At 38.2% G+C, this 25,825-nt stretch carries 25 protein-coding genes and 1 pseudogene; 11 read left to right on the top strand and 15 right to left on the bottom strand.

What is annotated here, in order from left to right:
- The gene (locus tag J690_RS11865; RefSeq protein WP_032036004.1) at positions 1-909 is read left to right on the top strand and encodes a DMT family transporter; all 909 of its coding nucleotides are present in this window, start codon (positions 1-3) and stop codon (positions 907-909) included.
- 29 nt (positions 910-938) lie between these two features.
- Here the strand turns inward: J690_RS11865 and J690_RS24740 are convergent.
- Positions 939-1,040: pseudogene (locus J690_RS24740) on the bottom strand (PilZ domain-containing protein); the annotation flags it as partial.
- A gap of 128 nt (positions 1,041-1,168) precedes the next feature.
- Here J690_RS24740 and J690_RS11860 point away from each other — a divergent pair.
- The 3 genes from J690_RS11860 to J690_RS11850 all read left to right on the top strand — a co-directional run bounded on the left by J690_RS11860 (position 1,169) and on the right by J690_RS11850 (position 5,599).
- A complete protein-coding gene (locus J690_RS11860) occupies positions 1,169-2,404 on the top strand; it encodes a lipoprotein-releasing ABC transporter permease subunit (RefSeq protein WP_004790618.1) in 1,236 nt (411 codons plus the stop codon).
- Positions 2,397-3,083: a lipoprotein-releasing ABC transporter ATP-binding protein LolD gene (gene lolD / locus J690_RS11855; RefSeq protein ID WP_002118798.1), complete on the top strand. Its 687-nt coding sequence runs from the start codon at positions 2,397-2,399 to the stop codon at positions 3,081-3,083. Before J690_RS11860 ends, lolD begins: the two co-directional genes overlap by 8 nt.
- Before the next feature lie 83 nt (positions 3,084-3,166).
- Positions 3,167-5,599: a DNA internalization-related competence protein ComEC/Rec2 gene (locus J690_RS11850; RefSeq protein ID WP_032036001.1), complete on the top strand. Its 2,433-nt coding sequence runs from the start codon at positions 3,167-3,169 to the stop codon at positions 5,597-5,599.
- Here the strand turns inward: J690_RS11850 and J690_RS11845 are convergent.
- Complete coding sequence (locus tag J690_RS11845; RefSeq protein WP_081310178.1) at positions 5,552-6,535, bottom strand: lysophospholipid acyltransferase family protein; 984 nt, start codon at positions 6,533-6,535, stop codon at positions 5,552-5,554. The two genes, J690_RS11850 and J690_RS11845, sit on opposite strands and share 48 nt — an antisense overlap.
- A 133-nt stretch (positions 6,536-6,668) precedes the next feature.
- Between J690_RS11845 and sppA the strand changes: the two genes are divergently transcribed.
- Together sppA and J690_RS11835 are read left to right on the top strand one after the other, a co-directional pair.
- Complete coding sequence (gene sppA, locus J690_RS11840; RefSeq protein ID WP_005067744.1) at positions 6,669-7,685, top strand: signal peptide peptidase SppA; 1,017 nt, start codon at positions 6,669-6,671, stop codon at positions 7,683-7,685.
- A 23-nt stretch (positions 7,686-7,708) separates the two neighbouring features.
- A complete protein-coding gene (locus J690_RS11835; RefSeq protein ID WP_032035994.1) occupies positions 7,709-8,509 on the top strand; it encodes an alpha/beta fold hydrolase in 801 nt (266 codons plus the stop codon).
- Between the two features lie 75 nt (positions 8,510-8,584).
- Here J690_RS11835 and purN read toward each other — a convergent pair whose 3' ends face one another.
- Both purN and purM read right to left on the bottom strand, forming a co-directional pair.
- Complete coding sequence (gene purN, locus J690_RS11830; RefSeq protein ID WP_032035993.1) at positions 8,585-9,214, bottom strand: phosphoribosylglycinamide formyltransferase; 630 nt, start codon at positions 9,212-9,214, stop codon at positions 8,585-8,587.
- The gene (gene purM, locus J690_RS11825; protein ID WP_032035990.1) at positions 9,211-10,281 is read right to left on the bottom strand and encodes a phosphoribosylformylglycinamidine cyclo-ligase; all 1,071 of its coding nucleotides are present in this window, start codon (positions 10,279-10,281) and stop codon (positions 9,211-9,213) included. Before purM ends, purN begins: the two co-directional genes overlap by 4 nt.
- A gap of 135 nt (positions 10,282-10,416) precedes the next feature.
- Between purM and cxpE the strand changes: the two genes are divergently transcribed.
- The 4 genes from cxpE (at position 10,417) to J690_RS11805 (ending at position 16,974) form a co-directional block, all read left to right on the top strand.
- Positions 10,417-11,610, top strand: coding sequence for a chloramphenicol efflux transporter CxpE (gene cxpE / locus J690_RS11820; protein WP_032035987.1), 1,194 nt, complete (start codon positions 10,417-10,419; stop codon positions 11,608-11,610).
- Positions 11,611-11,630: 20 nt separating this feature from the next.
- Complete coding sequence (hda, locus tag J690_RS11815) at positions 11,631-12,329, top strand: DnaA regulatory inactivator Hda (protein ID WP_002118656.1); 699 nt, start codon at positions 11,631-11,633, stop codon at positions 12,327-12,329.
- A 331-nt stretch (positions 12,330-12,660) separates the two neighbouring features.
- Complete coding sequence (rbtA, locus tag J690_RS11810; RefSeq protein WP_081405140.1) at positions 12,661-14,520, top strand: rhombotarget A; 1,860 nt, start codon at positions 12,661-12,663, stop codon at positions 14,518-14,520.
- 18 nt (positions 14,521-14,538) lie between these two features.
- The gene (locus tag J690_RS11805; protein WP_032035983.1) at positions 14,539-16,974 is read left to right on the top strand and encodes a CSLREA domain-containing protein; all 2,436 of its coding nucleotides are present in this window, start codon (positions 14,539-14,541) and stop codon (positions 16,972-16,974) included.
- 102 nt (positions 16,975-17,076) lie between these two features.
- Here the strand turns inward: J690_RS11805 and J690_RS11800 are convergent, their stop codons facing one another.
- The 5 genes from J690_RS11800 to J690_RS11780 all read right to left on the bottom strand — a co-directional run bounded on the left by J690_RS11800 (position 17,077) and on the right by J690_RS11780 (position 20,347).
- Complete coding sequence (locus J690_RS11800; protein WP_002118619.1) at positions 17,077-17,466, bottom strand: DUF3106 domain-containing protein; 390 nt, start codon at positions 17,464-17,466, stop codon at positions 17,077-17,079.
- Positions 17,456-17,776 (bottom strand): hypothetical protein, encoded by a 321-nt coding sequence (locus tag J690_RS11795; RefSeq protein ID WP_002118556.1) that lies wholly within the window; start codon positions 17,774-17,776, stop codon positions 17,456-17,458. The genes J690_RS11800 and J690_RS11795 overlap by 11 nt, the downstream gene beginning before the upstream one ends.
- Positions 17,766-18,380 carry an RNA polymerase sigma factor gene (locus J690_RS11790; protein WP_032035980.1) on the bottom strand — a complete coding sequence of 205 codons (615 nt, stop codon included), beginning with the start codon at positions 18,378-18,380 and terminating at the stop codon, positions 17,766-17,768. The genes J690_RS11795 and J690_RS11790 overlap by 11 nt, the downstream gene beginning before the upstream one ends.
- A gap of 159 nt (positions 18,381-18,539) precedes the next feature.
- Positions 18,540-19,316, bottom strand: a complete 777-nt coding sequence (locus J690_RS11785; RefSeq protein WP_032035977.1) for a TrmH family RNA methyltransferase — start codon at positions 19,314-19,316, stop codon at positions 18,540-18,542.
- Positions 19,317-19,375: 59 nt separating this feature from the next.
- On the bottom strand, positions 19,376-20,347 hold the full coding sequence (locus tag J690_RS11780) for a class 1 fructose-bisphosphatase (protein ID WP_002118934.1): 972 nt from the start codon (positions 20,345-20,347) through the stop codon (positions 19,376-19,378).
- Positions 20,348-20,550: 203 nt separating this feature from the next.
- Here J690_RS11780 and J690_RS11775 point away from each other — a divergent pair, with 203 nt between their 5' ends.
- Entirely contained in the window at positions 20,551-20,736 is a 186-nt protein-coding gene (locus J690_RS11775; protein WP_002118730.1) for an NF038105 family protein, read from the top strand.
- Positions 20,737-20,785: 49 nt separating this feature from the next.
- Here J690_RS11775 and pal read toward each other — a convergent pair whose 3' ends face one another.
- The 6 genes from pal to ybgC form a co-directional block, all read right to left on the bottom strand.
- On the bottom strand, positions 20,786-21,346 hold the full coding sequence (gene pal / locus J690_RS11770; protein WP_002118513.1) for a peptidoglycan-associated lipoprotein Pal: 561 nt from the start codon (positions 21,344-21,346) through the stop codon (positions 20,786-20,788).
- 27 nt (positions 21,347-21,373) lie between these two features.
- On the bottom strand, positions 21,374-22,654 hold the full coding sequence (gene tolB, locus J690_RS11765; protein WP_002118491.1) for a Tol-Pal system beta propeller repeat protein TolB: 1,281 nt from the start codon (positions 22,652-22,654) through the stop codon (positions 21,374-21,376).
- 93 nt (positions 22,655-22,747) lie between these two features.
- Positions 22,748-24,145: a cell envelope integrity protein TolA gene (gene tolA, locus J690_RS11760; protein ID WP_032035975.1), complete on the bottom strand. Its 1,398-nt coding sequence runs from the start codon at positions 24,143-24,145 to the stop codon at positions 22,748-22,750.
- Between the two features lie 3 nt (positions 24,146-24,148).
- Entirely contained in the window at positions 24,149-24,601 is a 453-nt protein-coding gene (tolR, locus tag J690_RS11755; protein ID WP_005067772.1) for a protein TolR, read from the bottom strand.
- Positions 24,601-25,299, bottom strand: a complete 699-nt coding sequence (gene tolQ, locus J690_RS11750; RefSeq protein ID WP_016140259.1) for a protein TolQ — start codon at positions 25,297-25,299, stop codon at positions 24,601-24,603. Before tolQ ends, tolR begins: the two co-directional genes overlap by 1 nt.
- A 24-nt stretch (positions 25,300-25,323) precedes the next feature.
- On the bottom strand, positions 25,324-25,731 hold the full coding sequence (gene ybgC / locus J690_RS11745) for a tol-pal system-associated acyl-CoA thioesterase (RefSeq protein ID WP_004699892.1): 408 nt from the start codon (positions 25,729-25,731) through the stop codon (positions 25,324-25,326).
- Positions 25,732-25,825 lie beyond the last annotated feature (94 nt).

Here is a 25,825-nt window from a genome sequence, read left to right as displayed (position 1 = left end):
ATGCCATCGCAAACCAATTTGGCTCTAACCTATGCCTTGTTAGTGTTTATCTGGGCAACAACTCCGTTGGCAATTGTCTGGAGTGTGTCTGATCTACATCTGATGTGGGCATTGTTATTACGCTTTTTTATTGCATTGCCTTTGGCTGTCATCATATTAATAATTTTGAGAACACCTTTTCCAACGCATCGACAAGCAGTTCATAGCTACATTGCCGGATCTTTTAGCTTAATTGGTTCTCAAATTTTCACCTATGCCGCGACCCAATATTTAAGTTCAGGCATGATTGCACTTATGTTTGGTTTAGCGCCGATAATGGCGGGGCTTATTGGTCGGTTTGCTTTTGGCCAACAACTTTATAAGCTGCAATGGTTGGGTATGGCAATTGCGGTCTGTGGGTTAGCTATTATTTGTCTGAGCGGTGCGAATCAGCATGTACACCCGTTTGGTATTGTTCTTATGCTGATCAGTGTGTTTGTTTATTCATTTTCAATTTTCTGGGTCAAGAAAGTTAATGCACAGATTCAGCCAATGGCTCAGGCAACAGGCTCTATTTTAGTGTCTTCTATTTTTGTTAGTTGTTTTATTCCATTTATTTGGCAATATGCACCGACACATTTGCCAGAAGCCAAATCACTATTTGCCCTAATTTATACGGTACTCATGGCTTCACTCGTTGCCATGTTCTGTTATTTCAAACTTATACAAAATATTCAGGCAACGACTTTATCTTTAACAACGGTTATTACCCCTATGTTAGCGATGATGATTGGGGCTGCTTTAAACCATGAACAACTTTCAATTATGGTTTTTGTAGGCGCTTTGATCATCTTGTCTGGACTCTTTCTATATTTCTATAAAGACATTCAGGCAAACCGGAACTTTGCTCAACATATGAAGTCTAAATAGGAGAAGATTTGGGTAATTTGTTGAGCTTATTCATTAAATTGTTCTAATTCGTAGCGAAATGCACGATCAAATTGATCTCCCAACTCAACTAGTAGAAAATAGCGCAGCAATATAATATTAGGATTATTAAGGATAAGTCAGAACTTACTGATTTTTAAACCTTAATACAGCATCTAACGGTATGGCCAAATAGTAGATGTGGGTGCAATTTGACATCAACATCTTATATTTTCCATCAATGACCTTGGATTTAGAAGGTATGTTTAAACCAATCTCACTGTATATAGGGTTGAGATATACTCGCGCAAGACGCAGTAATCATTTTATTTCTTTTATTGCATTGGTTTCGATGGTCGGTTTGACACTAGGTGTCGCTGTGCTGATTACAGTACTTTCTGTCATGAACGGTTTCGATCGCGAATTGAAAAACCGTGTGTTAGGAATGGTGCCGCAAGCAACAGTTTCATCTACACAAATCCTCACGGATTGGCCTGAACTCGTGAAGCGAGTTGAACATCATCCACATGTAACAGGGGTTGCACCTTTTACGCAATTGCAAGGTATGTTAACTGCGCAAGGGCAAGTCGCTGGTATTATGGTGACGGGTATTGACCCAAAATATGAAAAGAATGTCTCTATTATTCAAAATCATATTGTTGCCGGGAGTTTAGATTCACTTAAAAAGGGTGAATTTGGTATTGTGCTTGGTAAAGATATGGCTGATTCATTGGGCTTACGTCTAAATGACAGCGTGACATTGGTTTTACCTGAAGCAACGCCATCTCCAGCAGGTGTTGTACCTCGTTTCAAGCGTTTTAAAGTGGTTGGTATTTTTAGTGTAGGCGCTGAAGTCGACTCTATGGTGGGTTATATCGCCCTATACGATGCTTCAACCTTATTACGCTTACCAGATGGTGCCCAAGGTGTCCGTTTAAAACTAGATGATATTTTTGCAGCGCCGCAAGTTGCTGACGACTTAGTAAAAAGTTTACCAAGCAATTTCTACGCGACGAACTGGACCTATACGCATGGTAATTTATTTAATGCCATTCAAATGGAAAAAACTCTAGTCGGTTTATTGCTTGTCCTTATTATTGTGGTTGCAGCATTTAATATTGTTTCATCATTGGTCATGGTGGTGACTGATAAAAAATCTGATATCGCAATTTTGCGTACATTAGGCGCTTCGCCGTCGATGATCACTAAAATATTTATGGTTCAAGGTACCGTGATTGGGGTGATTGGTACAGTTGCAGGTACGGTTTTAGGTGTAATTTTAGCTTTAACCATTAGCGATATCATTTCATGGTTTAACAATGTGTTGGGCTTAAATCTATTTGATGCTTACTTTGTACATTACCTCCCATCTTATTTAAGATGGCAAGATGTGACGATTATCGTGATTGTTTCTTTACTTTTAAGCTTCTTGGCGACTATTTATCCGGCACTTCGTGCTGCCAAAGTTCAACCTGCCGAGGCACTGCGCTATGAGTAAAATTGTTTTAGAAGCGAAAGAAATATATAAACATTTTGATGACGGAAAATCTAAAGTTGAAGTCATTAAAGGTCTTTCTTTACAAGTTGAAGCAGGGCAGTTTGTTTCTATTGTCGGTGCGAGTGGTTCAGGTAAAAGTACTTTGCTTCATGTGCTAGGTGGTTTAGAGCAGCCAACTCAAGGGCAAGTATTTTTAAATGGTCAGCGTTTTGATAATTTAGGTGAAGCTGAACGTGGTTTTCAGCGTAACCAATACCTAGGTTTTGTTTATCAATTTCATCATCTATTACCTGAGTTTTCTGCGCTTGAAAATGTGGCGATGCCTTTAATGCTTCGTGCAGATAGCCAATTTAAATCTGTAAAAGCGCAAGCTGAATATTTACTTGATCGAGTTGGGTTATCTCATCGTATGGATCATAAGCCAGGGGAGCTTTCGGGTGGTGAGCGCCAACGTGTGGCTTTAGCGCGTGCTTTAGTCACTAAACCTGCGGTTGTTCTGGCTGATGAACCTACAGGTAATTTAGACCGTAAAACAGCTCTAGGTATTTTTGAATTACTGACCGATCTTAAGAAAGAACTCAACATGGCAATGTTAATTGTGACCCATGATGAGCATTTAGCTCAGGCTGCTGATTCTATTTTGCATATGCAAGATGGACTCTGGGTGAGTGGTTCTTAAAAAATTGTCATTAATTCACATTGTTAAAGCCCACTGAGTTGGGCTTTAATTTTGCCCCTAAAAAGATAATGATATGACCTTGAATGTTAAAACTTATTTTAATGGGGTGGATTGGGGGTATTGCATTTATGGGGATAGATATCCCTTTAGTAATGCAATATGGGCGGTTAGGTAAAGTCTTGCTTGTTATGGGCTTTATTTTTTATATTTTTAAGAGAAATATTTTCTTAAATAGCCCCATATTTAAAACCATTTACTGTCTAGTCTGTGCTATTAGTCTTTTTACTATAGGACATCAATATGCTCAGTATGCCTTAAATGAAAGATTAGAACTGAGACAAATGCAGCCTAAATCTTTAGATATTATTGTGTATGTCGACCGTATAAGTGAAGAAAAAGAAGATAAAATACAACAACCCGTTCAGGTATTAGGGCAGTCCTTACATCCCGTCAATTGGCTATTATATTTAAAAAATCAAAAAGTAAACTCAGCCATAGATGAGCCAAAATTAAAATTAGGTCATTATTATCGAATTTCTGGCCAAACCAAACCTGCTCATAGTTACGCAGTGGCTGGTGTTTTTGACCAAGAACAGTGGTTCATTCAACGAAATATAATGTCTGGTTTTAGTGTTCAGCATATTGAGCCTTTAAGCTCTGATGAAATTTATCAGTTGGGTTATCAACATCATTTAAAAGAGCAACAAAAATTCTTTAACAGACAAAAGTTAAATGTAGAAAAGTTGCGCCTAACATTTAGATTAATGTTAAAACAATCTCCTTTGCAAAATAAAGGTCTGTTATTAGCTTTGTTAACAGGGGACGAAAGTCTTTTAAATGATGAGATTAAAAATCAATTTAAGGAATTAGGAATCTCTCATTTGTTAGCCATTTCAGGGCCTCATGTACTCATTTTTGCCATCATGTTGTCTTGGGTATTACATCAGTTAATAAGACGTTATTATCCGCAGTTTTATTTGTTTCAACCTAAACAAATATGGGCCATGATTCCATTATGTTTCGGTGTTTTGATTTATACGGCATTTGTTGGTTTTGAAATTCCCGCCTTAAGAACTTTACTTTCAGTATTTTTATTTGCTTCTTTGGTACTGATTAAAGTGACTGTTAAACCATTTACACTCTTGGTTTATAGTGCAAGTCTACTTTTACTTTTCGATCCCTTCAGTGTTTTATCCGCAGGTTTTTGGCTATCTTATGGTTCTTGCTTTATTATATTACGGATTTATCAAACTATAGAGCAGGCTCCAAATGTTGTTTCAACTAGTCTGCTATCTAGAATCATTCTTTTCAGTAAAATTTTAATTGAATCTCAAGGCAAAATATTTATTGCCTTATGTCCCTTAATGCTGATTTTCTTTCAACAGATTTCATGGGTTGCTCCTTTTACAAATATTATTGCAGTTCCTTTACTCGGAGGAGTGATTGTTCCTTTAAATATTTTTGCAGCTTGTGTATGGCTTATTTTTAAATCATTCGGAAATTTACTTTTTCAAATTAATGACGTCCTGATTGGTATAGTACTGTCATGTTTTAATCTTTTAGAAAAGTTATCTCTACCATTACAAGGTTTTAGCCTCACACCACTTGATTTAGTGTGCCTTAGCTTCGTTATTATTATCTTATTTTTACCGCGTAGGGTTTTACCCAAATCTTGGGGGCTAATATGCTGTTTACCCTTGATCATTCCATATAAGTCGTCCCAGCAAATTCAATTAAATATTATAGATGTAGGACAGGGGCAATCTATATTCTTACAGCACCCGCAGCAGACATGGTTAATTGATACGGGTGGTTCTTATGAGGAGAAAGCTTTTAGTATTGGTCAAAATGTGGTGATTCCATATTTACACCAAAAGGGAATTAAACAACTGGATCACGTCGTACTATCTCATCTTGATCAAGATCATAGCGGAGCATTTCCTTCTATTGCTCAGACTTTTTCTATTAAACAAGTCATATCAAATGAATTATGGAAAGAGCAAATTACAGAACCATTTACTTATTGTCATCAAGGGCAAAAATGGCAATATCCACAATTAGATATTGAAATTCTTTGGCCTAAAGAAAAAGATTTAAACTTAGTTTCTTCAAATCAAAATCAATATTCTTGTGTGATTTATATTCATTTAAAACAGATAAATGGCTATCAAAATTATTTAATCATGGGCGATGCAGGGTTGGAAGCAGAATATCAACTCATGAAAGAATATCCTGATTTAAAGGTAGATGTTCTGGTATTAGGTCATCATGGGAGTAAGCATAGTTCAGCTTACGACTTTTTAGCGACGTTAAACCCCAAGCTTGTTGTTGCTTCTGCTGGCTTTAATAATCGTTATGGTCATCCAAGCAAAGAGGTTTTAGCGAGAGTACAAGAACTTAATCTTCCGTTTAAAAGCACAGTTGAGCAAGGAACATTAAGCTTTGTATCTCGCAATCATCAGATGGTTTTATACACTCGACGTTTCGAACGTACTTGGCTTCACAGGAATTTGTGAAGCTTCTGCTTTAAGTCTATCTACAATTTGAAGTGCTTCATTCGGATCTATATTGTAAATATTATCTAAAGCGGGATTTGCTTTAAAACGTTTATAACTCCAGTGATAGTGTTCTGGATAGTGCTGGATCAGTTGTTCAATGGCTTGATGAATAACAAAGGTTCCATCATCGGCACTACCTTCGTAAATCTTCTCATCCATAGGCTCAATATGCATCGTAAAACCGTCGTGTTCATTACGAATCGCATAAAGAAATAATGCTTTGGCTTTTGTTTTTTGGATGAGCTTGGCGCTTAAATTACTTGAGGCAAGTGGTACACCAAAATAATTGATCATATCCCCACCAATATTAGGTGTATGGTCGGGTAAAATTACAGTGGTTTCGCCTTGTTTGAGTGCTTTAAAAATTTGTCGAACACCAGTCTCATCGGTAGGTACCAAGTTGGCTTGTTCACGGCTACGTGCTTCTCGAACAAAACGGTCTGCATCTTCATTTTTTACAGGCTTGTATAAAATAGTCATAGAAGTGAACTGGGCACACCAAGCATTCATGATTTCCCATGTACCAAAATGTGGAACAATCAATACCACACCTTTTTTTGCTGCCAGTGCTTCATGAAAGTAATGTTCACCCTCAATATGGTGAATTCTTGAAATATTCTTACTATTTGATGAGCCCCAAATACTTAAAAACTCGAAGTATGAGGTTAACTCATTACGAATAGCTTGTTGTGTAATATCTATTCGTTGCTGTGGTGTTAAGTGGGGAAGTGCAATTTGTAAGTTAAGTTCTATACTTTTTGATGTTCTAGTAATTTTTAAAGTATTGACTAACCCTGCCAACATACGGGCAATAAAACGTCCAAATTGAATGGGTTGACGGCTAAAAGTTTTGAGTAAGTAATAGTTCATGCTTTTTACATCTAGTTTGGTCATCTATCGCGGTAAAAAGGAGGCAACAAGTAAAAAAAGATAAAAATATTATAAATGAAATCATATAATTTAGACAGTTTTTATCAAATCAACGTATATAATGACATCATTTTAGATTGATTTGGATTGGAATTTTATGTCCGATTGGCCACCAAAACCACAAAATGAACCTATAATCCCTAAACAAAATGGACCAGAATGGCAAATTCTTGAGAAGGCTGTACTCGCTTCAGTAGAAGAGCAACGCCGTAGTCGTCGTTGGGGTATCTTCTTTAAAACATTAACTTTTATTTATTTACTATTCATTATTGTACTCATGGGTAAAGGCTGTTCAACCAGCAAAGAAGGCTCTGCTGTAAGTAGCAGTAGTGCTCATTTGGCAGTGGTGGATATTATTGGAACAATTGATGCTTCGAGTAATCAAGCGGTAAATAGTGAAGATACGAATAAAGCGCTTAAACGTGCTTTTGAAGCCTCAAATAGTAAGGCTGTTGCACTTAACATTAACTCACCTGGCGGTTCTCCAGTTCAGTCTGATGAAATCTGGCAGGAAATTCGTTATTTGAAAAAACAGCACCCAGATAAGAAAGTTTATGCCGTTATTGGTGATATGGGGGCATCGGGTGCTTATTATATTGCTTCTGCTGCGGATGAGATTATTGTCAATCCATCAAGTTTAGTGGGCTCAATTGGTGTGATCATGCCTAACTATGGTATTACTGGTTTAGCTCAGAAGCTCGGCATTGAAGACCGCACTTTAACTGCCGGAACGAATAAAGACATTTTAAGTATGACAAAACCGATTGATCCTGCTCAAAAGCAACATATTCAATCTGTTCTTGATAATGTTCATACTCACTTTATTACCGCAGTGAAAGAAGGGCGTGGAAAGCGTTTGAAATCGAATGATCCAGCTATTTTTTCTGGTTTATTCTGGACGGGTGAACAAGCAATTCAATTAGGTGTTGCTGACCGTTCAGGTAATATTACGAGCTTGATGCGTGAACTAAACCTTGATAATAAAGTTGACTACACAATTGAGCGTAACCCACTACAATCCATTTTGGGTCGTATGGGGGCACAAATCGGGCAAGGAGTAAGTGAATCTATTGCTCAAGAGGTGCAGACTAGTCAAAGCGCAAAATTACAATGAATCTGTATTTTTAGGATAACGGTATGTCAGTAAAACCGGTTATACACTTTGCGCATGCTAATGGTGTGCCATCTATGGTGTATCAAAAATTGTTTGATCAATTAAAAGATGAGTATGACGTAATTTATGTTCCACTCATTGGTCCTGACAAACGTTATCCTGTGACTAACCATTGGCCTGCTTTGGTTGATCAAGTTATTGATAGTATTGTGCGTCAGGCGAAAGGACGTAAAGTCATCGGATTAGGCCATTCTCTTGGTTCGGTTTTAACATTGATGGCATCTTTTCGACGTCCTGAACTGTTTTCTCAAGTCATTATGTTAGATCCGCCTCTTATTTTAGGGCGATATTCGTTTGCTTTTCATATGGCAAAGTTATTTCGCCCTAAATTGGTTGATGCGATGACACCGGCGGGCTTATCTGCACGTCGCCGTGAACATTGGGAATCCAGAGAGCAGGCGGCTGAGTTACTTCGTCCTAAAGGATTTTATAAAGATTTTGATGAAGATTGTTTTCAGGCTTATATTGATTATGCTTTGAAAGAAGATTCGATTCGCGGTGGAGTAACTTTAACGATTTCTCGTGAAGATGAAGTTGCAATTTTCCGTAAAAATCCTTCTTGGTGGTGGCTGCCTATGCCAAAACCTAAGATGCCTGTGCATTTAGTTGTGGGTAAAGCAAGTGATTTCTTAAAAAGAGGCTTTCCTCAAATGGCAAAGCGAAAAATGGGAATCCCATTTACTGTGGTTGAAGGGGGTCATATGTTCCCTCTAGAGCATCCTATTGATACAGTAAATTCTATAAAGAAATTGATTCATCATTAATTAAATTAATTTAAAGCTTATAAAAAAGGACATGCCAGCATGTCCTTTTTTATTTTTGTTTGTTAGTAAAATACTTTACCAACTTGCAAAACGAATAGGGTCTTTTAGAACTTGATTACGGAAATAGGCTTGCCCATCTTTCCATGTAAGTTGACCGTTACACAACCACTCGGCAACTTGTGGGTAGATAAAGTGCTCAAGTGTGTGCACTCGATCTGCTAACGAAGCGACAGTATCATGTTCTTTAACTGATATAGCTGATTGGGCAATAGATTGACCAGAATCCAGTTCAGCAGTTACAAAGTGTACGGTACAACCATGTAAACGATCACCTGTGTTTAAAACACGTTGATGAGTATTCACACCTTTGTAAGCTGGAAGAAGCGAGGGATGTATATTCAGCATTTTCCCTTGCCATTTGTTGACAAAGGTTGGTGTTAAGATACGCATGAAGCCAGCTAAAATAACTACATCTACTTCCCAAGCTAAGAGTTGCTGATGCATTGCCTCATCAAAAACTTCGCGCGTTGGAAAGTCTTTATGGGAGATAACCGCCGTAGCAATATTGGCTTTTTGAGCACGCTCTAGGGCATAAGCATTTGCTTTATTAGACAGTACACCTACAATTTGCCCTGATAGATTTGCATCTATCAAGGCCTGTAAATTACTGCCATTCCCAGAGACTAGAACAGCAATTTTTATCATGCAAAGATCACACGAATTTTTTCGTCTGCACCTTCCACTGACTCAGAATTTTCTTGGATATGTCCAATTTTCCAAGCTTTTTCGCCTTGAGCATTAAGTACTTCAATTGTTTTTTCAGCATCATTTGCATCAACAGCAATAACCATACCTACACCACAGTTAAATGTACGGTACATTTCAAAGCGTTCTACATTGCCTTCGCGTTGTAGAAGTTGGAACAATTCAGGCCATTCCCAAGAAGATTCATCAATAACCGCTTGAGCACCATTTGGCAATACACGAGGTAAGTTACCTGGTAAACCACCACCAGTAATGTGCGCCATAGCATGAACATCAACTTGTTTGCAGAGTTCAAGAACTGGTTTTACATAAATACGAGTTGGTTCCATTGCTACATCAGCAAGCGGGCGACCATCAATCGTTTGAGTTAAATCAACGTTTTTAACGTCTAAAATTTTACGTAGTAATGAGTAACCATTCGAGTGAGCACCACTTGATGCAACACCGATAAGTACGTCACCAGACTTTACTTTAGAGCCATCAATAATTTTGCTTTGCTCAACAACACCAACGGCAAAACCAGCAAGGTCGTAATCTTCGCCTTCGTACATGCCTGGCATTTCCGCGGTTTCACCACCTACAAGTGCGCAACCTGCAAGCTCACAACCTTTACCAATACCAGTAACAACATTTGCAGCAACGTCAACATTTAAGTGACCAGTCGCGTAATAATCAAGGAAGAATAATGGTTCTGCGCCACAAACTAAAAGGTCGTTTACGCACATAGCCACAAGGTCTTGGCCGATTGTGTCATGACGATTGAGATTAAGGGCCAAACGTAATTTAGTTCCTACACCATCGGTTCCAGAAACTAAAACAGGCTCTTCATAACCTTTAGGAATTTTGCATAGTGCACCAAAGCCACCAAGCCCGCCCATTACTTCAGGACGACTTGTACGTTTAGCGACTGACTTGATACGATCGACCAGTGCGTCGCCCGCTTCAATGTCGACACCCGCATCTTTGTAGCTTAAACCGGTATTTGGGGTAGAAGTTGAGTTGCTCATAAATGAAGTCTCCGCATTGGCGGCAGATTATAACCTGAATATACGAAACTCTTATGTTATTTATGCTCGAAAATGCTATCTTTAATAAAAATATTTTTTCATTTATAACGATTAAATCAAAAAAGGCTAGATTTTATGCAAGATCGTATACTGCGCCGTATTTTTTTACTCGCAGGTATTGTATTGCTGGTATGGGTATTGTACTTACTCAAGCCTGTAGTCATTCCTTTTATCGGTGCTTTTTTCCTGGCTTATTTATTCAGTCCACTTGTTGATGTGCTGGTAAAAATGAAATTGCCTCGCTGGTTAGCAATTAGCGTGGTATTTGTTGGAATAGGTGTAACCTTAACTATTGCACTCTGGTATTTAGTTCCACTGATTTGGAAACAATTAGTTTATGCCCGAGATAGTATTCCAGCAGGTATTCACTGGATTAACGCTACCTTTTTACCTTGGGTGTCTTCGACATTTAATGTCCAGCAAATGGAAATTGACACAGAGCAGTTGTCTAAAGCTGTCATGGAATATGTCCAAACAAACTATAGCGCAGACAGCATTCAGGCAGTGTTATTAAAACTGGCTCAATCTGGTTTGAATTTTATTCAGATTGGTGGAACAGTGGTTTTAATTCCAATTATTGCTTTCTATTTCTTGCTTGACTGGGAACGTATGTTACAAAACTTACGTCGTCTCATTCCGCGTCCATATGAAGCAACTACTTTACAGATCGTTGGTGAATGCCATAGCGTTTTAGGGGCATTTGTTAAAGGTCAGTTTCTGGTCATGCTATTGCTTGGCGTAGTATATGCAGTTGGTTTACAACTCATCGGTTTGGAAGTTGGCCTGATTATTGGTATGGTGGCAGGGCTTTCTAGTATTATTCCTTATTTAGGATTTGCCGTAGGTATTATTGCCGCTGTTATTGCCAGTCTGTTCCAGTTTGGCTTGGATTGGATGCATCTATTACTGGTTGGTATCGTCTTTATGATTGGTCAAGCGGTAGAAGGCTATATCCTACAGCCATTCCTACTGGGTGATAAAATTGGCTTATCTCCTGTAGCAGTTGTTTTTGCAGTATTGGCAGGGGCACAACTTGCAGGCTTCTTGGGAATGTTAATTGCATTGCCTGTTGCTGCGGTTATTGTAGTGTTGTTGAAGCATTTAAGAGAGAATTACGAAAGAAGCTCACTTTATGCTCCACCATCTACATTAGTGATCCAACATGGCGATATTGAGCAAATTCATGTACAAACTGAAAGTACTAAGCTTGATCTTGAAGTTAAAACACAGCAAGATACAGATGAACTAAAATCTCCTAACCAGAAATAATTTCAAGGTTAATTCAATATATGCGTCAACTCCAACTGGATATAGAACCTCAACTTGATGCCCGAATCAGTGATTTTTCGGGACCGGGTTGGGGGCATGTAGTCGATGCTGTGCGTCAACTACATGCTGGTCTAGTGAGTAGGTTCTATATTTACGGTGGAGCGGGGACGGGGAAGAGTCATTTACTTTCTGCAATTTGTGATTCTTATTTAGAAATAGGCAAATCTGCTATTAAAGTATCTTTGCTCGAACTTCTTGATGCACCTATTGAGGCAATTACGTCTTTAGAACATTATGATCTTGTTGCTTTGGATGATATTGAATCGATTAGTGGTGTGCCTCACTGGCAAAAAGCTGTTTTTCATTTAATGAATAATCATGAAGGACAACTGGTATTTTCTTCGCGTGTAGCACCGATTGAATTAAAGCTTGAATTGCCAGACTTACAGTCACGACTTACACAGGCCGTTAGTGTAAAAGTGCCGAGTGGAAGTTTATATGCAGACCGCTATGCCTTGGTGACATCTGTAATGGCTAGACGTGGTATCCACTTTGATCAACAAATTGTTGATTACTTATTATTACATGGTCCTCACCAAGCATCTCTTTTACTGCAAACTGTTGCTCAGTTAGAAAAACTACTCAAAGGTGAAAAAACAAAACTTTCTAATGCGACTTTAAGACAAATTTATGCTTTGATTGATGAGTATCAACAGTAGAGTTTCTAGCTTAAATTTGCTGTTTTGCTTAAATTAAACTCATACAATTTAAAAAATGGCTTTCCCTACATAAGTTTTTTTTATTTCTGAAAAGCTATATTTATAACTTATAAATTCTCTTTTAATTTTTTAATACGCCAATTTTTTGTATTTAAAAAACTTTTTTAGGTCTACGAAGCTTTTTGTAATCTAGCTCAAAAATGACTCTACAGACCGACCAAAATGTCTTGAGAAATTCTACTTCCTGTGACAAAGTACGCACAAAGGATGCGATTGCAAAAGCGGAAATTTTGCAATATTGACAAAGAAAAATGAAAAAAGATGTAAGGAGATGGGTATGCTCAAACGGAGCATTGCTTTTGCTTTATTGGCTGCTGCTGGACACGCTTATTCTGCCGATATTCAAGTCACAACTACAACTGATGAAGACGTCGATAACACGGTCTGTTCATTACGTGAAGCAATACAATTTCTAAAATATCGTGCATCTTCTAATGCTGCTGAAGTTGAAAAATATGCAAACGGTTATAATGGTTGCGGAAATAAAGATGCTTCTTCAAATATTATTTTACAGCGTGATAAAGAATATACTCTAAGTAAAAGTATAGTAATTACCATTCCCGTAGCTATTAGCACAGCAAAAAATGATTCTACTCTGATTGAGGAAGGTGCACCCAATTCACATAATGCAACGATTAAAATGATAGGTACGGATCAATTATTTCGTATTGATGATGGTAGCGTTGAAAAAGCCTCTTTTACAGTTTCATTTATCGATGTCAATTTAAAGGGTGCTGGCCTAAAGAGTGTAATACCTCAAGGTAACGGTGGATTGATTTATAACCATGAACAATTGGTTATTCAAAATTCTCGTTTAATGGATGGATATGCAACAAATGGTGGAGCAATTTATAACGCTGGTAATTTATCAAATACTACAAAAACAGCGGGTTCGGTAACGATCACTAATAGCTTGATTCAGAATAATAAAGCGAGTCAGGGAGGCGTTTTATATAGTGATATGCCACTTTACTATATTACTCGCTCTGTAGTGCGTGATAATGAAGTAACTGCTGTAGATGGTGCATTATTTCATGCTGAAACTAAATTTGCAGATGAAAGTACGGGCGGATATTTAACCTCTCGTATTATTGGTTTAAGTAATAGTACGATTTTTCATAATAAGGGTAGTTTTATCGCCAATGTCCGTGATGGAATGGTGATCAATAATATTACTATGATTAAAAATGTGGGAGGCTTGTATTTTGATGCTCCACAAGGAAAAGCATCTGTCTCTAATAGTATTTTAGTAGGTAATACGACAAACTGTAAGGTATCTACAATAGATAAAACGATTGTGCAGAGTAATTTAGTAACAACGGAATGTAACCGTAATGCTTCTGCAGAGTTACCAAATATTCTATACCCTGCAAGTGAAAAACTAATTGCTGGAAATGCAGATGAAGGAACCTGTGATGTTCCACCAGCAGATGGTTTGTTATGTCCGTATTCAACACCGAGTGATAGTTTTTTAGGATTCTTTAAACCTCGAGTTTTGGATAAATATACTAGTCTTTCGCAATCATTGTTAATTAACAAAGGTCGTTTATATAGCGATGGAACTTCTGTCGGTTTGGCGAGTTGTGAAAAGCAAGATCAACGTGGAAAGAATCGAAGTGGTTATGACGAGTTATGTGATTTAGGTGCAATTGAATTAATTATCAACCGCGATGATATCAGTACACATGGTCAAGATATTAAGTATGGAGAAATTGCCAAATTTAATATCGCCGATGTTGTAGGTGATGGAGAGTTAGTTTCTCCACAAACATGTGAAAAAATGTTTGGAAAAAGAACAGATGGTCAAGCCTGGCAGTCTGGGTGTATGAAGATTGTTCAAACCAGTACACCATCTAAAGGGACTTTATCCATTGATGCTCAGGGAAATTTAACTTATGTTCCAAATGGGAACTGGCATGGAGCAGATGTATTTAATCTATTAGTCGTTACTACTACCACACGTTTTAATGATGCTGCGGATGTTTATCTAACTGTTCCAGTTCAAATCGTGCAAGATCCACCATCAGGTATTGAAGATAAATCTGTAAGCACGGGTGGCGGGGGAAGTGTAGGTGGTGGTTTAGTTTTAGGTCTATTTGGTTTAATTGCTTTAAGACGTTTAAAGTCATAATCAAGGATGATAAAGGCTATGAAAAATTATAAAAAGGCTTTATTAGCATTAGCTGTGATTGCTGCGATGCCATTATTTGCAGATACAACGACTGGAAGAATTGATGTTACAACTTTTGATGATGAAGATGGCGACAATACTAACGCCTGCTCATTACGTGAAGCGATAAAAACAGCTGAGTTGCGTAAATCGTATGGTGGATGTACTGTTATTGATACACGCGAAACTACTCAAAAATCGATTCAGCTTAAAGCAGGAATGTACACTCTAAATAAGGAATTAGTTCCAAATGCTAATATTGCTATTTTTGGTGCTGATCCCGTAGATTGGCAGAAAAAAAGCGTATTAACCAATGATTATCCTGCACAACTTGACTTACAAACACGTATTAATGCTCAAGGTAAATCACGCATTTTCAATACTACTACCTATAAACAGCCCTTGACCTTAAATAATGTAATTCTTGAAAATGGCGTTACAACTGGCCAGGGTGGCGCGATTTATGCTGGTGCTGATATCGCTTTGCAAAATAGTCAGATTTTATCATCTCAAGCAACAAACGGTGGAGCAATTTATTTAGCTTCACCTAATATTACTTTGTCAGTAAATCATTCATTACTTAAAGGTAATAACGCAACACAAGGTAGTGTTTTATCAATGGGGTGTTTTAGTGACACTGTCTATGCACCACGTACCATCACCCTTACATCAAATAGTATTGTGAATAATGGTAATACAGCTTCAACAAGTACATTTGAGTTCTGTGGTAAACCTACTGCGACATTATCGGTTAATACCATTGCAAAAAATATAGCGAATAGTACTAGCGGCAGTATTATTAAGTTTACTGGTGATACCAATAATCCAGCCAATACATCAAGTATTTTAAGTTCAAGCAGTAGTTTAGTACTTTTAAATAATACAATTGTTGAAAACAACGCGAATAGTACTTTCCTCTACGATAAATTGGGCGCAAAAAAGCTAAGTTTTAACGTATTGGCTTATAATACCGGAAGTTATGCCTGTAAATATCTTTTAGGTGCGGCAGCAGAGCAAAAGAGTGTAGGTCTAACGCTAGATTTCAATGCACTTGACTGGACATCAGCAACAGCAAAATGTGATATACCAAAAGAGTCTTTACCAGATGGCCATACGAATATTGATATAAGTACACAATCTTTTAGTAATCTGCTAAGTCCTTTAGTAGAACCAGCAACAGCTTATACAGGCTTTTTACCTATTTACTATCCAAAAAATATTTCTTCTAGCACAGATTTAATTGACGTTGATCAAGATAGTAAAGGAAGTTGTGCCACAATTGACCAACGTGGTTTAAATCGTTTGGCAGATATTACCTCATATTATCAGCCAGAAAGTCGTAATAGTTGTGATATTGGCTCTGTTGAGTTAATGAAGCTCACTGCAGGTGATTTAGAGGATGTTAGTAATATTTCATTAACGACTTTAATTGATACTTATCAACAAAATTATGATTTATTTGATAATTATATTAAAGACCCTAAGACACCTTCTAACTTTATTACTTACTATAAAGTACGTTTAGCGGAGTTTAAGAATCTAATTGATACAACTAAGGCAAATCTTAAATATCGCGCAATTTATCTTGATTTAAAGAATTATGATTTACCTTTACCGACTGAAGACGCTAATCATGTGCTGAAGTTCTTTAACCCAACTGACTATCGTATGACAACTGAGCCATTAGGTATTGGATCACTTGATGATAAATATGATGCTCAACAAGTTAAAGATCTATCTGACAAAGACAAGGTATTCTGTGAGTGGAATAACGCTTTACAGCAAATTGTTTTTTATCGCAAAGACGATACGGTGACTCAAGCTGGTACATATGCTTATTGCAAATATACAATTACAACAGCTGATAATAAATTAAGCTCAAGCGGTCTGATAAAAGCTCGTTTTAATAATATAGAACCAGTTTCTGGCGATGGGACAATTACCTTTAAATATCTTGCAAATGAAATTATTCCATTGAATTTACTTAAATATGCTAACGATGATGGTGATGGTCCTATAAATACGCTTTTAAAGCCTAAATCACAATTTTGGGTAAATGGAGACGGTGTAGAGTTACCTATTTATTTACCAAGCAAAACATCGAAAGATGGTATTTTTAAAGTAATTAAGGCTGATCGAGAAGGCCCATGTCCGAAAGATGATAAGGATAAAATTTGTTATGGCGGAAATATCTATATTCAGGCAAATAACGTATTTAATACTTTTAATGACTCATTAAGTTATAACGTTTATGATGCTGATGGGAAAATTTCACCTAAAGCTGGCACAATTAACCTTGTAAGTACCGCTACTACTACAGATGATACACGTGGTGGAGGCGGCGGTGGTAGCTTCGGAATTTTATCTTTAGCCTCTTTACTTGGTTTAGCAGCTTATAGACGCTACCGTAAATAAAATTAAAGAATAAAAAAGCCTCCAATTGGAGGCTTTTTATAAGAAATAAAATCAAAATAATTAAGTGATTAGATGCCTTATCTTTGATAGCCAAATAAGAACTTAGTGTTCTAAATACTTGTTCATGTATTCTTCACGAATTGCTGTTCTTTCTTCACCATTCGCTTTAAGCATCCGCTCACGTAAGTCTTTTCGCTCTTGCGTACTCATTTTTTGCCATGCTTCACGCATTTTTTGTTTTTCAGCTTCAGGAAGTTGAGTAAACCAGTCCATACGTTGCTGTAAGTTGGTGCTTTGATTCGCTGGTAGCTCTTTTAAACTCTGGTAACGTTTAATGACTGCACGTTGCTCTTCTTCAGAAAGAGCATCCCATGTGTCATCGACTTGTGCATTGGCATCTTTAGAAAAAATCCAAAAGCGTTCAAAACCTGCAAAACTTGTTTGCAAGAAACTTAATGAACACAGGATAAGCGCTAATTTTTTAGCTGCCATGTTGTACTTTATCCTCACCCAACACCATTAACATCTCTAAATCTTCCACCATTTGTGGAGATAATTTAGGATTTACGATCACTTGATTTTGTGGCTTATCCACAATTTCGACTGAGTTAGGCAGAATCACAAAACCTGTAATTGCTGCGGCAAGTGCGAAACCAGTCATTTTCCAGACACTATAATAAGAGGCTGGTTTTTGTTGAATATGGTCAAGCACATGATTCATGACCACTGTTTTATTTTTATGGTGATCTGCCAAACTATCAAGTTTGGATGTCACCTTTTTAGTGAAATCATCATGATTCATCAGAACCTCCCAAGGGATTTAAATGTGCCAAGTATTCTCTAAGTCCCTGAATTGCTCGGTGATAATGGGTTTTCACACTACCTTCGGTACAGTTCATGATCTGAGCTGTTGTATGGGTGTCAAACCCTTCCCACGCACGTAACATAAATGCCTGTTGTTGACGAACAGGTAGTTTTTCAATTGCTTCCCGAATTTCCTCTATGGTTACCGCTTGATCGAGAAAATCTGCAGGATTAATAGCTTTTTCATCAACTACATCGATAACTTCGTCGTCGTCATTATCCAGACTAACTTTTTTGAAGAATGAAAATGGGTTTGCTCTACGAGACTCTTTGCGGCGCCAATCCTGAAGTTTGTTATTCAAAATAGTGTAAAAGAGGGGATACCATTCTTCAGTACTTTTATCGGCGTAAGATTTGTGTAAAGCAATAAATGCTTCTTGAACCAAATCCATCGCAATACCTTGTTGACCTTGGGTAGCACTCTCCATCATCACCAAAGCACGACCAGTGACATCTTGCATGAAAACTTTCAGGCGTTGCTCAGCCGTGCTGACATGAACACTAGATGTTTCCGATCGAGACTTTTTCGGTGCTAAATCCATGGAGATGGAAAATCCTGTCATTGGACATGCCCACCTTATCTTCAATATATCTCTTATATAACGTTGAAAAGAGGTGGGAGGTTGACAACAATCGGTTATTTTTTACTAGTGTAATTGATTTTTTTCACAAATATGTGCGATGTAAAATAAATTAACGTTTTATTGGCGTTGGCGGACCATCTCAAAAAAACAAATAGATCCTGCAATTGCCACGTTTAATGACTCTTGTCCACCTGGTTGAGGAATAGTCACTGATTGTGCGTGATCTAACGCGTAATCGCTTGCACCTTGACCTTCATTTCCTAAAATCCATACACATGGTTTAGAAAGGTCTTTTGAGTAAAGACTGGTTGAGCGATGAGAGCTAGTAACAAAAACAGGGATTTGAAATTTTGGAAGGATATCTGTCAGCTGGAAGTTTTCAAAACAATGTAAGCTAAAATGAGCGCCCATACCTGCTCTTAAAACTCGTGGTGACCAAAGTGATGCAGAGCCTTGTGTGCAAATGATTTGTTTAATATTTGCTGCTGCTGCTGAACGTAGAAGTGTACCTACGTTACCCGGATCTTGAATATTTTCTAGAATTAAGGTGTCTACATTGTAGTCGATGGTTGATGCAGTTTTAGGTAAATCAATAATCGCTAAACAAGGTAAGCTTGTACCTAATGTGCTCAAATCTCTATATAAAACTTCACTAATAACAAAGATATGGCCTTGATGCAGTTCAATTATTTTCTTTAAATCTTCGTGTTCTAATGCTTGTTCTGTCGTAAATAAAGAAAAAAACTTTTTTTGCTGTTGTAACCACGCCAAACAAAGATGTGTGCCTTCAAGAACAGTTTGTTGGTGCTTTTTTCGGGCGTTACTGAGTTCGATTAATCCACGCAAATGTTTAATTTTTGCATTGTCTTTTGATTCTAAAAAAATAACCGCCATAAGAAAATATCCAACAAAAGGGCACCATCATACTATGATGCCCTAAGTAATTAAAATTATTAGTGGTAGCTTGTTACGCGTTCAACTTCATTTTTAGAACCAATGATTACAGGTACACGTTGGTGAAGTTCTGTAGGTTCAATCTCTAGAATGCGTACACGGCCAGTAGTTGATGCACCGCCTGCTTGTTCAATGAGCATACTCATTGGGTTCGCTTCATACATTAAACGTAAACGACCAGCTTTTTTCGGATCTTTTAAGTCGTATGGGTAAAGGAAAATACCACTACGACATAAAATACGGTGAATATCACCCACCATACATGCTACCCAGCGCATATTGAAATCTTTTTCACGAACAGATGTCTTGCCTGCGAGTAATTCATCAATATATTGTTTTACTGGTTGTTCCCAATGACGCTGGTTAGATGCATTAATAGCGAATTCTTGAGTGTCTGCTGGAACTTGGACATTCTCATTAGTAAGCAAGAAGGTTTGAGTTTCTGGATCTAAAGTAAAGAATGCTACGCCATTTCCTACAGTTAAAGCCATCATAGTTGATGGGCCATAAAGTACATAACCAGCAGCAACTTGCTGTGTGCCAGCTTGCATGAAATCGTTTGCTTGTGTTACTGCATTTTTTGCAGGCAAAATAGAGAAAATCGTACCTACACACATATTGATATCGATATTGCTTGAGCCATCTAATGGATCAAATAAAACGAGGTATTTACCATTTTCTTGTGCAGGTGTGAACTCATCAAGCTCTTCAGAAGCGAGACCGCCTACGTGCGGGTGTACTTTTAAAGCATCAATTAAATAGTCATTCGAAATCACATCAAGTTTTTTCTGTGTTTCACCCTGAACATTTTCATTGCCAGCACTACCTAAAATACCAGCCAGAGCACCTTTTTGTAATGCTTGATCGATTGTTTTACAGGTCGTGGCAATAGTATCGATGACTTGAGCCAACTCAGGTGTTAGATTCCCTTTTTGTTGTTGTAAAAATTGGGACAAAGTGAGGTTGGACATAAAAAAACGCTCCTGTGCTTCAAGCATCAAAATGAGTCAGATAAATACGTGGCATATTCTAGATGAGAATGTCACAAAATAAAAATTATCTTACTTTATTTGTGTTGGATTTATGCTTACAAGCCCCAATTAAAATGGTATGTTGATTGCATTACGTATGTTGATTGCATTACAAAGGATTGTATATTTTTAGGAGAATCGAAATGACAACAAAGAAGTTTGATGCGACCCCCACGGCAGGTGAACCAATCAATCTAGATGAAATTTCGAAAGAAAATGTTCAGGAAGCTTGGAAAGATTATGAGGCAAAACCTGAATATAAAGATTTTAATAAGCATGATTTGATTGAGTCCATGCAACATCCTGAAGAAGAAAAGAAATCTTCTTGAGTAATAAAAAACGCTCATATTATTATGAGCGTTTTTTTATGCATATCCCTTATTTTAATAAAGGAGGGACTGCTTCATAATTAATTTCAACGCGGCGATTTTCTTTCCACGCTGATTCATCATGTCCCGCATTAACAGGAGCTTCTTTACCATAACTTACAGCTTCAAGTTGCTGCGGGTTTACACCATTGGTAATTAAATAGCTTTGTACAGCTTTAGCACGACGTTCACCTAAAGCCATATTGTATTCACGTGTACCACGTTCATCTGTATGACCAGTTAATGCAACTTTTGAATTTGCATTTGCGATAAGGAACTGAGCATGAGCTTGAAGTGTTTGGTAGTCTTCAGTAGATAAATCGCTGCTGTCATAATCAAAGTGAACAACGCGTTTAGCCAAAGCCGCTTTATTTGCCTCAGTTACCCCTTTAGATGAAGCACCTGCCAAATTTTGAGCATTTAATGCAGCATCTTCACTTAAACCAGAAGTGTTTACCGTGCTTGGATTTGTACCAGTCGTGGTCGTCGCTGCAGGTTTACGGCTAGCACAGCCTGTCATTACGAGTGCTACGCTAAGAAAGGGTAGAGCTAAATATTTAATTGATTTCATGATCATCTCCGTCAATGGAATTAAAAGTTATTTTGGTGCCCAGGCTGGTTCACGTACTTCACCTTGTTCGCTTGGTAAATTCATACGGAAACGTCCATCAGTAGACATAATAGACAACAAGCCACGGTTGCCTTCACGAGTTGCGTAGACCACCATTTGCCCATTTGGTGAGAAACTTGGTGATTCATCTAAACTAGTTGGGGTAAGAATATTGGTGATGCCAGTATTAATGTCTTGAATTGCAACTTTATAACTGCTGCCACTTGGGCGATGAACAAGTGCAATCTTTTTGCCATCTGCACTCAGAGTTCCACGTGCATTAAATGACCCTTTAAATGTCAAACGCTTTACTGAGCCATCAGCAAAGGTGTAACGATAAATTTGGGCAGAGCCACCACGGTCAGAAGTGAAAATAAAGGATTTTCCATCTGGTGTATAACGTGCTTCGGTATCAATTGCCGAGTCATTTGTCATGCGTTTGACTTGGCGAGTTGATAAATCCATTTGATAGATTTCAGGGTTGCCATTCATAGATGCTGTAAACAGCATTGATTGGCCATCGGGTGAGAAACTTGGTGCGCCGTTTAAGCCTCTGAAACTAGTAAGAACTTCACGTGTTCCAGTTGATAAATCCTGTAAATAAATTGCTGGACGTTTAGTTTCAAAAGAAACATAAGCAATTTTTTTAGCATCCGGTGTCCATGCTGGAGACAAAATCGGGTCACGAGACGATAAAACAGTCTTTGGTTGTTCACCATCCGTATCTGCAATTTGTAGTGTATAACGCTCGGCAGGTGTTGCAGGGTTTCTTAGGACATATGCAATACGGCCGCTAAAGTCACCTGGAATACCAGTAAGCGCTTGATAAATAGCATCACTTACCATATGGCCAGCCTGACGTATGCGAGCAGCTGGTACATTTAAAAGTTCATTTAAAATGTATTGTTGCTTTTGTACATCATAAAGTTGGTAGTGAACTTCAAAACCTGTCGCTGTTTGTTTAATTTGACCCGTAACTACATATGGTATACCTGCGGCTTGCCAGTCAGAAGCTTGAATCTGATTAATTGCAGCATTGGCAGGTAAGTTTTTAGATGAGCTTGTAAAGCGCCCAGAACGGTTTAAGTCTGTTTCAACAATAGGATAGAGCCCATTGTCGTTGGTAAACGGGACAATAGCAATTTTGGGTGCCTGATCTGGTGCTTTGGCAATTTCCAGATATAACTGGGCAAAAGCAGTGGTAGAAGCAATAGGGCTTAAGGCTGTGATCAGTGCTAAAGATAGCAGGTGTTTGCGGCTCGTATTCATAAGTTTAAAGTCATAGCAGGTATTTTTGTGACTGTTGATTTTGTAGCATAGTTACATGCCTTAAACTATTTAAAGCATGTAACTCTTTCAAAATTATTGCGCTCTAAATGTAGAGCTAACACTTCTTGCTTCACGTCTTGCATCTGGATCTGATGGCATAGGATAGGGCGCTGCGGCTTGAATTGCAGCTTTAATACTTGCGTCTAAGGCATCATCACCACTTGAACGTGTGATCACAATAGAGTTAACGCTTCCCGAATCGGAGAGGGTAAAGCGAACACCAACTGTTTTACCGCTACTACCAGTTGGAACATCCCAAGAGCGTCGAATTTTTTGTTCAAAATCGCGTCTAGCTGAAGAAGCAACTTTTTTAGCTTCAGCTTTCTTTTGAGCTGCTTCTTCTTGTGCTTTTTGAGCAGATGCAGCTTTGGCTTCGGCCTCTGCTTCAGCTTTACGCTTAGCATCGTCAGCAGCTTTTTGCTTGGCTTTAGCATCAGCCTCAGCTTTGCGTTTAGCATCGTCAGCTTTTTGTTGCTTAGCTTTCGCATCGGCCTCTGCTTTACGTTTAGCATCGTCAGTAGCTTTTTGTTGTTTAGCTTTTGCATCTGCTTCAGCTTTGCGTTTAGCATCATCAGCTTTTTGCTGTTTAGCTTTCGCATCGGCTTCCGCTTTACGTTTAGCATCATCAGCAGACTTTTGCTGCTTAGCTTTAGCAGCAGCTTCAGCTTTGCGTTTAGCGTCATCGGCAGCTTTTTGCTGCTTGGCTTTTGCATCAGCTTCAGCTTTACGTTTAGCATCGTCATTAGCTTTTTGTTGCTTGGCTTTAGCATCTGCTTCAGCTTTTCGCTTAGCTTCTTGTTGTGCCTGAAGCTTAGCATTCTCGGCCTTTTGAGCTTCACGTTTTAATTTTGCATCAGCCTCAGCTTTACGTTTAGCGTCTTCAGCAGCTTTACGAGCTTCACTTTGCTCTTGCTTAGCTTTGGCATCTGCTTGAGCTTTTGCCGTTTGTTCGGCCTTACGCTTTTGTTCGGCTTCTGATTTTGCTTTAGCTTCAGCCTGCTGTTTTTGTATTTCCTCTTTACGTTGCTGTTCCGCTGCTTGTTTCATTTTTGCAGCTTCTTCAGCTTTACGTTTTTGCTCAGCTAACTTAGCTTGTTGTGCCTGTTCGGCCTTTTGCTGTTGGGCAGCAAGTTGTTGAGCTGTTGGAGGAGGAGGCGTAGTCGGAAGATTTTGAGGAAGCGTTTCATCCACAATAGGGGTTAATACCTCTTTTGCTTCATTGGTAGCTGTAGTCTCTTGTTCAACTTCTTTTGCTAAAGGAGGAGGCAAATCTTCTGGCTTAACTAAAATAGTTGTTAGCTTTTTTGGCTGTTCAGGTGGTTTACTCAAGCCTAAAAAAAGCAAGCCAACAATGGCAATTGCATGAACTCCGAGTGTAAAGCTCAATGCAATCGCATTTTGTTTAAAGGGCGGCTTTTGATTTTTGTTCATAGCTTATTTTAAAGGCTCTGTCAGAAGGCCAACTTGAGTTAAACCTGCTTCTTGTAAACTCGCCATCAATGATACGACTTCCCCATAAGGACGAGACTTATCACCATTGACTAAAACTGTGAGTTGTTTATTTTCTTGTTCAGCTTGTTTTTGAGCATCGCTTAAAACTTCTTCAAGCTTTTCACGAGATAATGGTTCATTATCTTTGTAATCTTCATACTGAAGATAAATATTGCCATCTTTGCCAATTGTTACCATGGCTGGCATATCTTTTGATTCGATTGGATGGTTATTTGCTTGAGGTAAATCGACCTTGATACCACTGGTAATCATAGGGGCGGTTACCATAAAAATAACCAAAAGCACGAGCATAACGTCAATATAAGGTACGACGTTCATATCACTTTTTAATGGTTTTTTTATGCGCTCAAAGCGCCCTGAACGCTGAATTGCCATTATGCATCTTCCTGTGATGAACCCACAGATTGACGTTGCAATAAAGCAATCATCTCTTCAGCAAATAAAGCGCGATCAGAATAAACACTTTCACTTTTAGCAGTGAAGTGGTTAAAAGCTAATACAGCAGGAATTGCGGCAAACAAACCAATTGCAGTTGCAATAAGTGCTTCGGCAATACCCGGTGCAACAGTTGCTAGAGTTACCTGATCAACCGCAGCTAAACCGATAAAGGCATTCATAATACCCCAAACAGTACCGAATAGACCGATGTACGGTGCTACAGAACCGATACTTGCTAAAGTACCTAAGCCGTATTCTAAATGGCTCTGATCACGACTCAAACCTACACGCAAAATACGTTCAGTGCCTTCAATTGTTTGTGAAACAGGAGCCTGACGCTTTTTGAGTTTAAAAAATTCGCTCAACCCTTGATAAAAAATATCTTCAAGCCCAGAGCGCTTTGAGTTGAGTTGGGCATTGTTATAAAGCGTATTGAGTTCAGCACCAGACCAGAACATTTTTTGGAAATGTTCATCGTCTTGATGTGCTTTTTTATAACTCATATGTAACTTGGCAATCAGATACCAACTAAAGATCGATGCTAACAATAAAATTAGCATGACCAACTGAACGACTGGACTTGCTTGTAAAATAAGGTCAGAAATATGCAGGGTTGATTCAATGTTTGTTGCCATAGGTTACATATGCCGGTTGTTTTTTTAGTCTTGTTCCAATTCTTTACGAATAAGATCACGTATTTCTTCTGGAAGACGACGAGCTACAAGTTCTTTACTTAAACATGCCAACTCAACCTCGCCAGAAGCAAGCAAGATTTCACCACGATAAATATTTTGTTGCAACACAAATGACGCAGCTTTACATGAAACTACACGTGCTGTAACAGTAATTAAATCATCCATTAAAATAGGACGCATGTATTTTACGTCAATTTTGTGTACGACAAAGTTGTAGTCTTTTTGATGCCAGTAATGATCAACACCAGAAGCACGGAGCCATTCAGTACGGGTACGTTCCATATAGCGAATATGGTTGGCATGGTAAACAATACCACCTGCGTCCGTATCTTCAATATAAACACGAATGTTGAATTCAAAATGATTCGCCATGAGAGTATTCCGTTTTTAGTTCACTATAGAGCTTTATATTTAAAATATGGATTTGAATAAAACATCAGCTCTATTCAACAGCCATACATCTGCT

This window comes from Acinetobacter sp. 742879, from assembly GCF_000588535.1.
Classification (GTDB): Bacteria; Pseudomonadota; Gammaproteobacteria; order Pseudomonadales; family Moraxellaceae; genus Acinetobacter; species Acinetobacter pittii.
The sequence above is the reverse complement of the archived record's forward strand: the minus strand, read 5'-3'. Positions and strand labels throughout refer to the sequence as shown.

Bases quoted from the DNA above. Each gene is read 5' to 3' on its own strand.
- tolR (WP_005067772.1), bottom strand. From the start codon at position 24,601: ATGGCAATTCAGCGTTCAGGGCGCTTTGAGCGCATAAAAAAACCATTA.
- tolA (WP_032035975.1), bottom strand. From the start codon at position 24,145: ATGAACAAAAATCAAAAGCCGCCCTTTAAACAAAATGCGATTGCATTG.
- pal (WP_002118513.1), bottom strand. From the start codon at position 21,346: ATGAAATCAATTAAATATTTAGCTCTACCCTTTCTTAGCGTAGCACTC.
- J690_RS11850 (WP_032036001.1), top strand. From the start codon at position 3,167: ATGTTAAAACTTATTTTAATGGGGTGGATTGGGGGTATTGCATTTATG.
- hda (WP_002118656.1), top strand. From the start codon at position 11,631: ATGCGTCAACTCCAACTGGATATAGAACCTCAACTTGATGCCCGAATC.
- tolQ (WP_016140259.1), bottom strand. From the start codon at position 25,299: ATGGCAACAAACATTGAATCAACCCTGCATATTTCTGACCTTATTTTA.
- J690_RS11860 (WP_004790618.1), top strand. From the start codon at position 1,169: ATGTTTAAACCAATCTCACTGTATATAGGGTTGAGATATACTCGCGCA.
- J690_RS11795 (WP_002118556.1), bottom strand. From the start codon at position 17,776: ATGAATCATGATGATTTCACTAAAAAGGTGACATCCAAACTTGATAGT.
- J690_RS11775 (WP_002118730.1), top strand. From the start codon at position 20,551: ATGACAACAAAGAAGTTTGATGCGACCCCCACGGCAGGTGAACCAATC.
- J690_RS11835 (WP_032035994.1), top strand. From the start codon at position 7,709: ATGTCAGTAAAACCGGTTATACACTTTGCGCATGCTAATGGTGTGCCA.
- J690_RS11805 (WP_032035983.1), top strand. From the start codon at position 14,539: ATGAAAAATTATAAAAAGGCTTTATTAGCATTAGCTGTGATTGCTGCG.
- J690_RS11785 (WP_032035977.1), bottom strand. From the start codon at position 19,316: ATGGCGGTTATTTTTTTAGAATCAAAAGACAATGCAAAAATTAAACAT.
- J690_RS11845 (WP_081310178.1), bottom strand. From the start codon at position 6,535: ATGACCAAACTAGATGTAAAAAGCATGAACTATTACTTACTCAAAACT.
- J690_RS11865 (WP_032036004.1), top strand. From the start codon at position 1: ATGCCATCGCAAACCAATTTGGCTCTAACCTATGCCTTGTTAGTGTTT.
- rbtA (WP_081405140.1), top strand. From the start codon at position 12,661: ATGGGTATGCTCAAACGGAGCATTGCTTTTGCTTTATTGGCTGCTGCT.
- J690_RS11780 (WP_002118934.1), bottom strand. From the start codon at position 20,347: ATGTCCAACCTCACTTTGTCCCAATTTTTACAACAACAAAAAGGGAAT.
- ybgC (WP_004699892.1), bottom strand. From the start codon at position 25,731: ATGGCGAATCATTTTGAATTCAACATTCGTGTTTATATTGAAGATACG.
- J690_RS11800 (WP_002118619.1), bottom strand. From the start codon at position 17,466: ATGGCAGCTAAAAAATTAGCGCTTATCCTGTGTTCATTAAGTTTCTTG.
- purM (WP_032035990.1), bottom strand. From the start codon at position 10,281: ATGAGCAACTCAACTTCTACCCCAAATACCGGTTTAAGCTACAAAGAT.
- lolD (WP_002118798.1), top strand. From the start codon at position 2,397: ATGAGTAAAATTGTTTTAGAAGCGAAAGAAATATATAAACATTTTGAT.
- cxpE (WP_032035987.1), top strand. From the start codon at position 10,417: ATGCAAGATCGTATACTGCGCCGTATTTTTTTACTCGCAGGTATTGTA.
- purN (WP_032035993.1), bottom strand. From the start codon at position 9,214: ATGATAAAAATTGCTGTTCTAGTCTCTGGGAATGGCAGTAATTTACAG.
- tolB (WP_002118491.1), bottom strand. From the start codon at position 22,654: ATGAATACGAGCCGCAAACACCTGCTATCTTTAGCACTGATCACAGCC.
- sppA (WP_005067744.1), top strand. From the start codon at position 6,669: ATGTCCGATTGGCCACCAAAACCACAAAATGAACCTATAATCCCTAAA.
- J690_RS11790 (WP_032035980.1), bottom strand. From the start codon at position 18,380: ATGGATTTAGCACCGAAAAAGTCTCGATCGGAAACATCTAGTGTTCAT.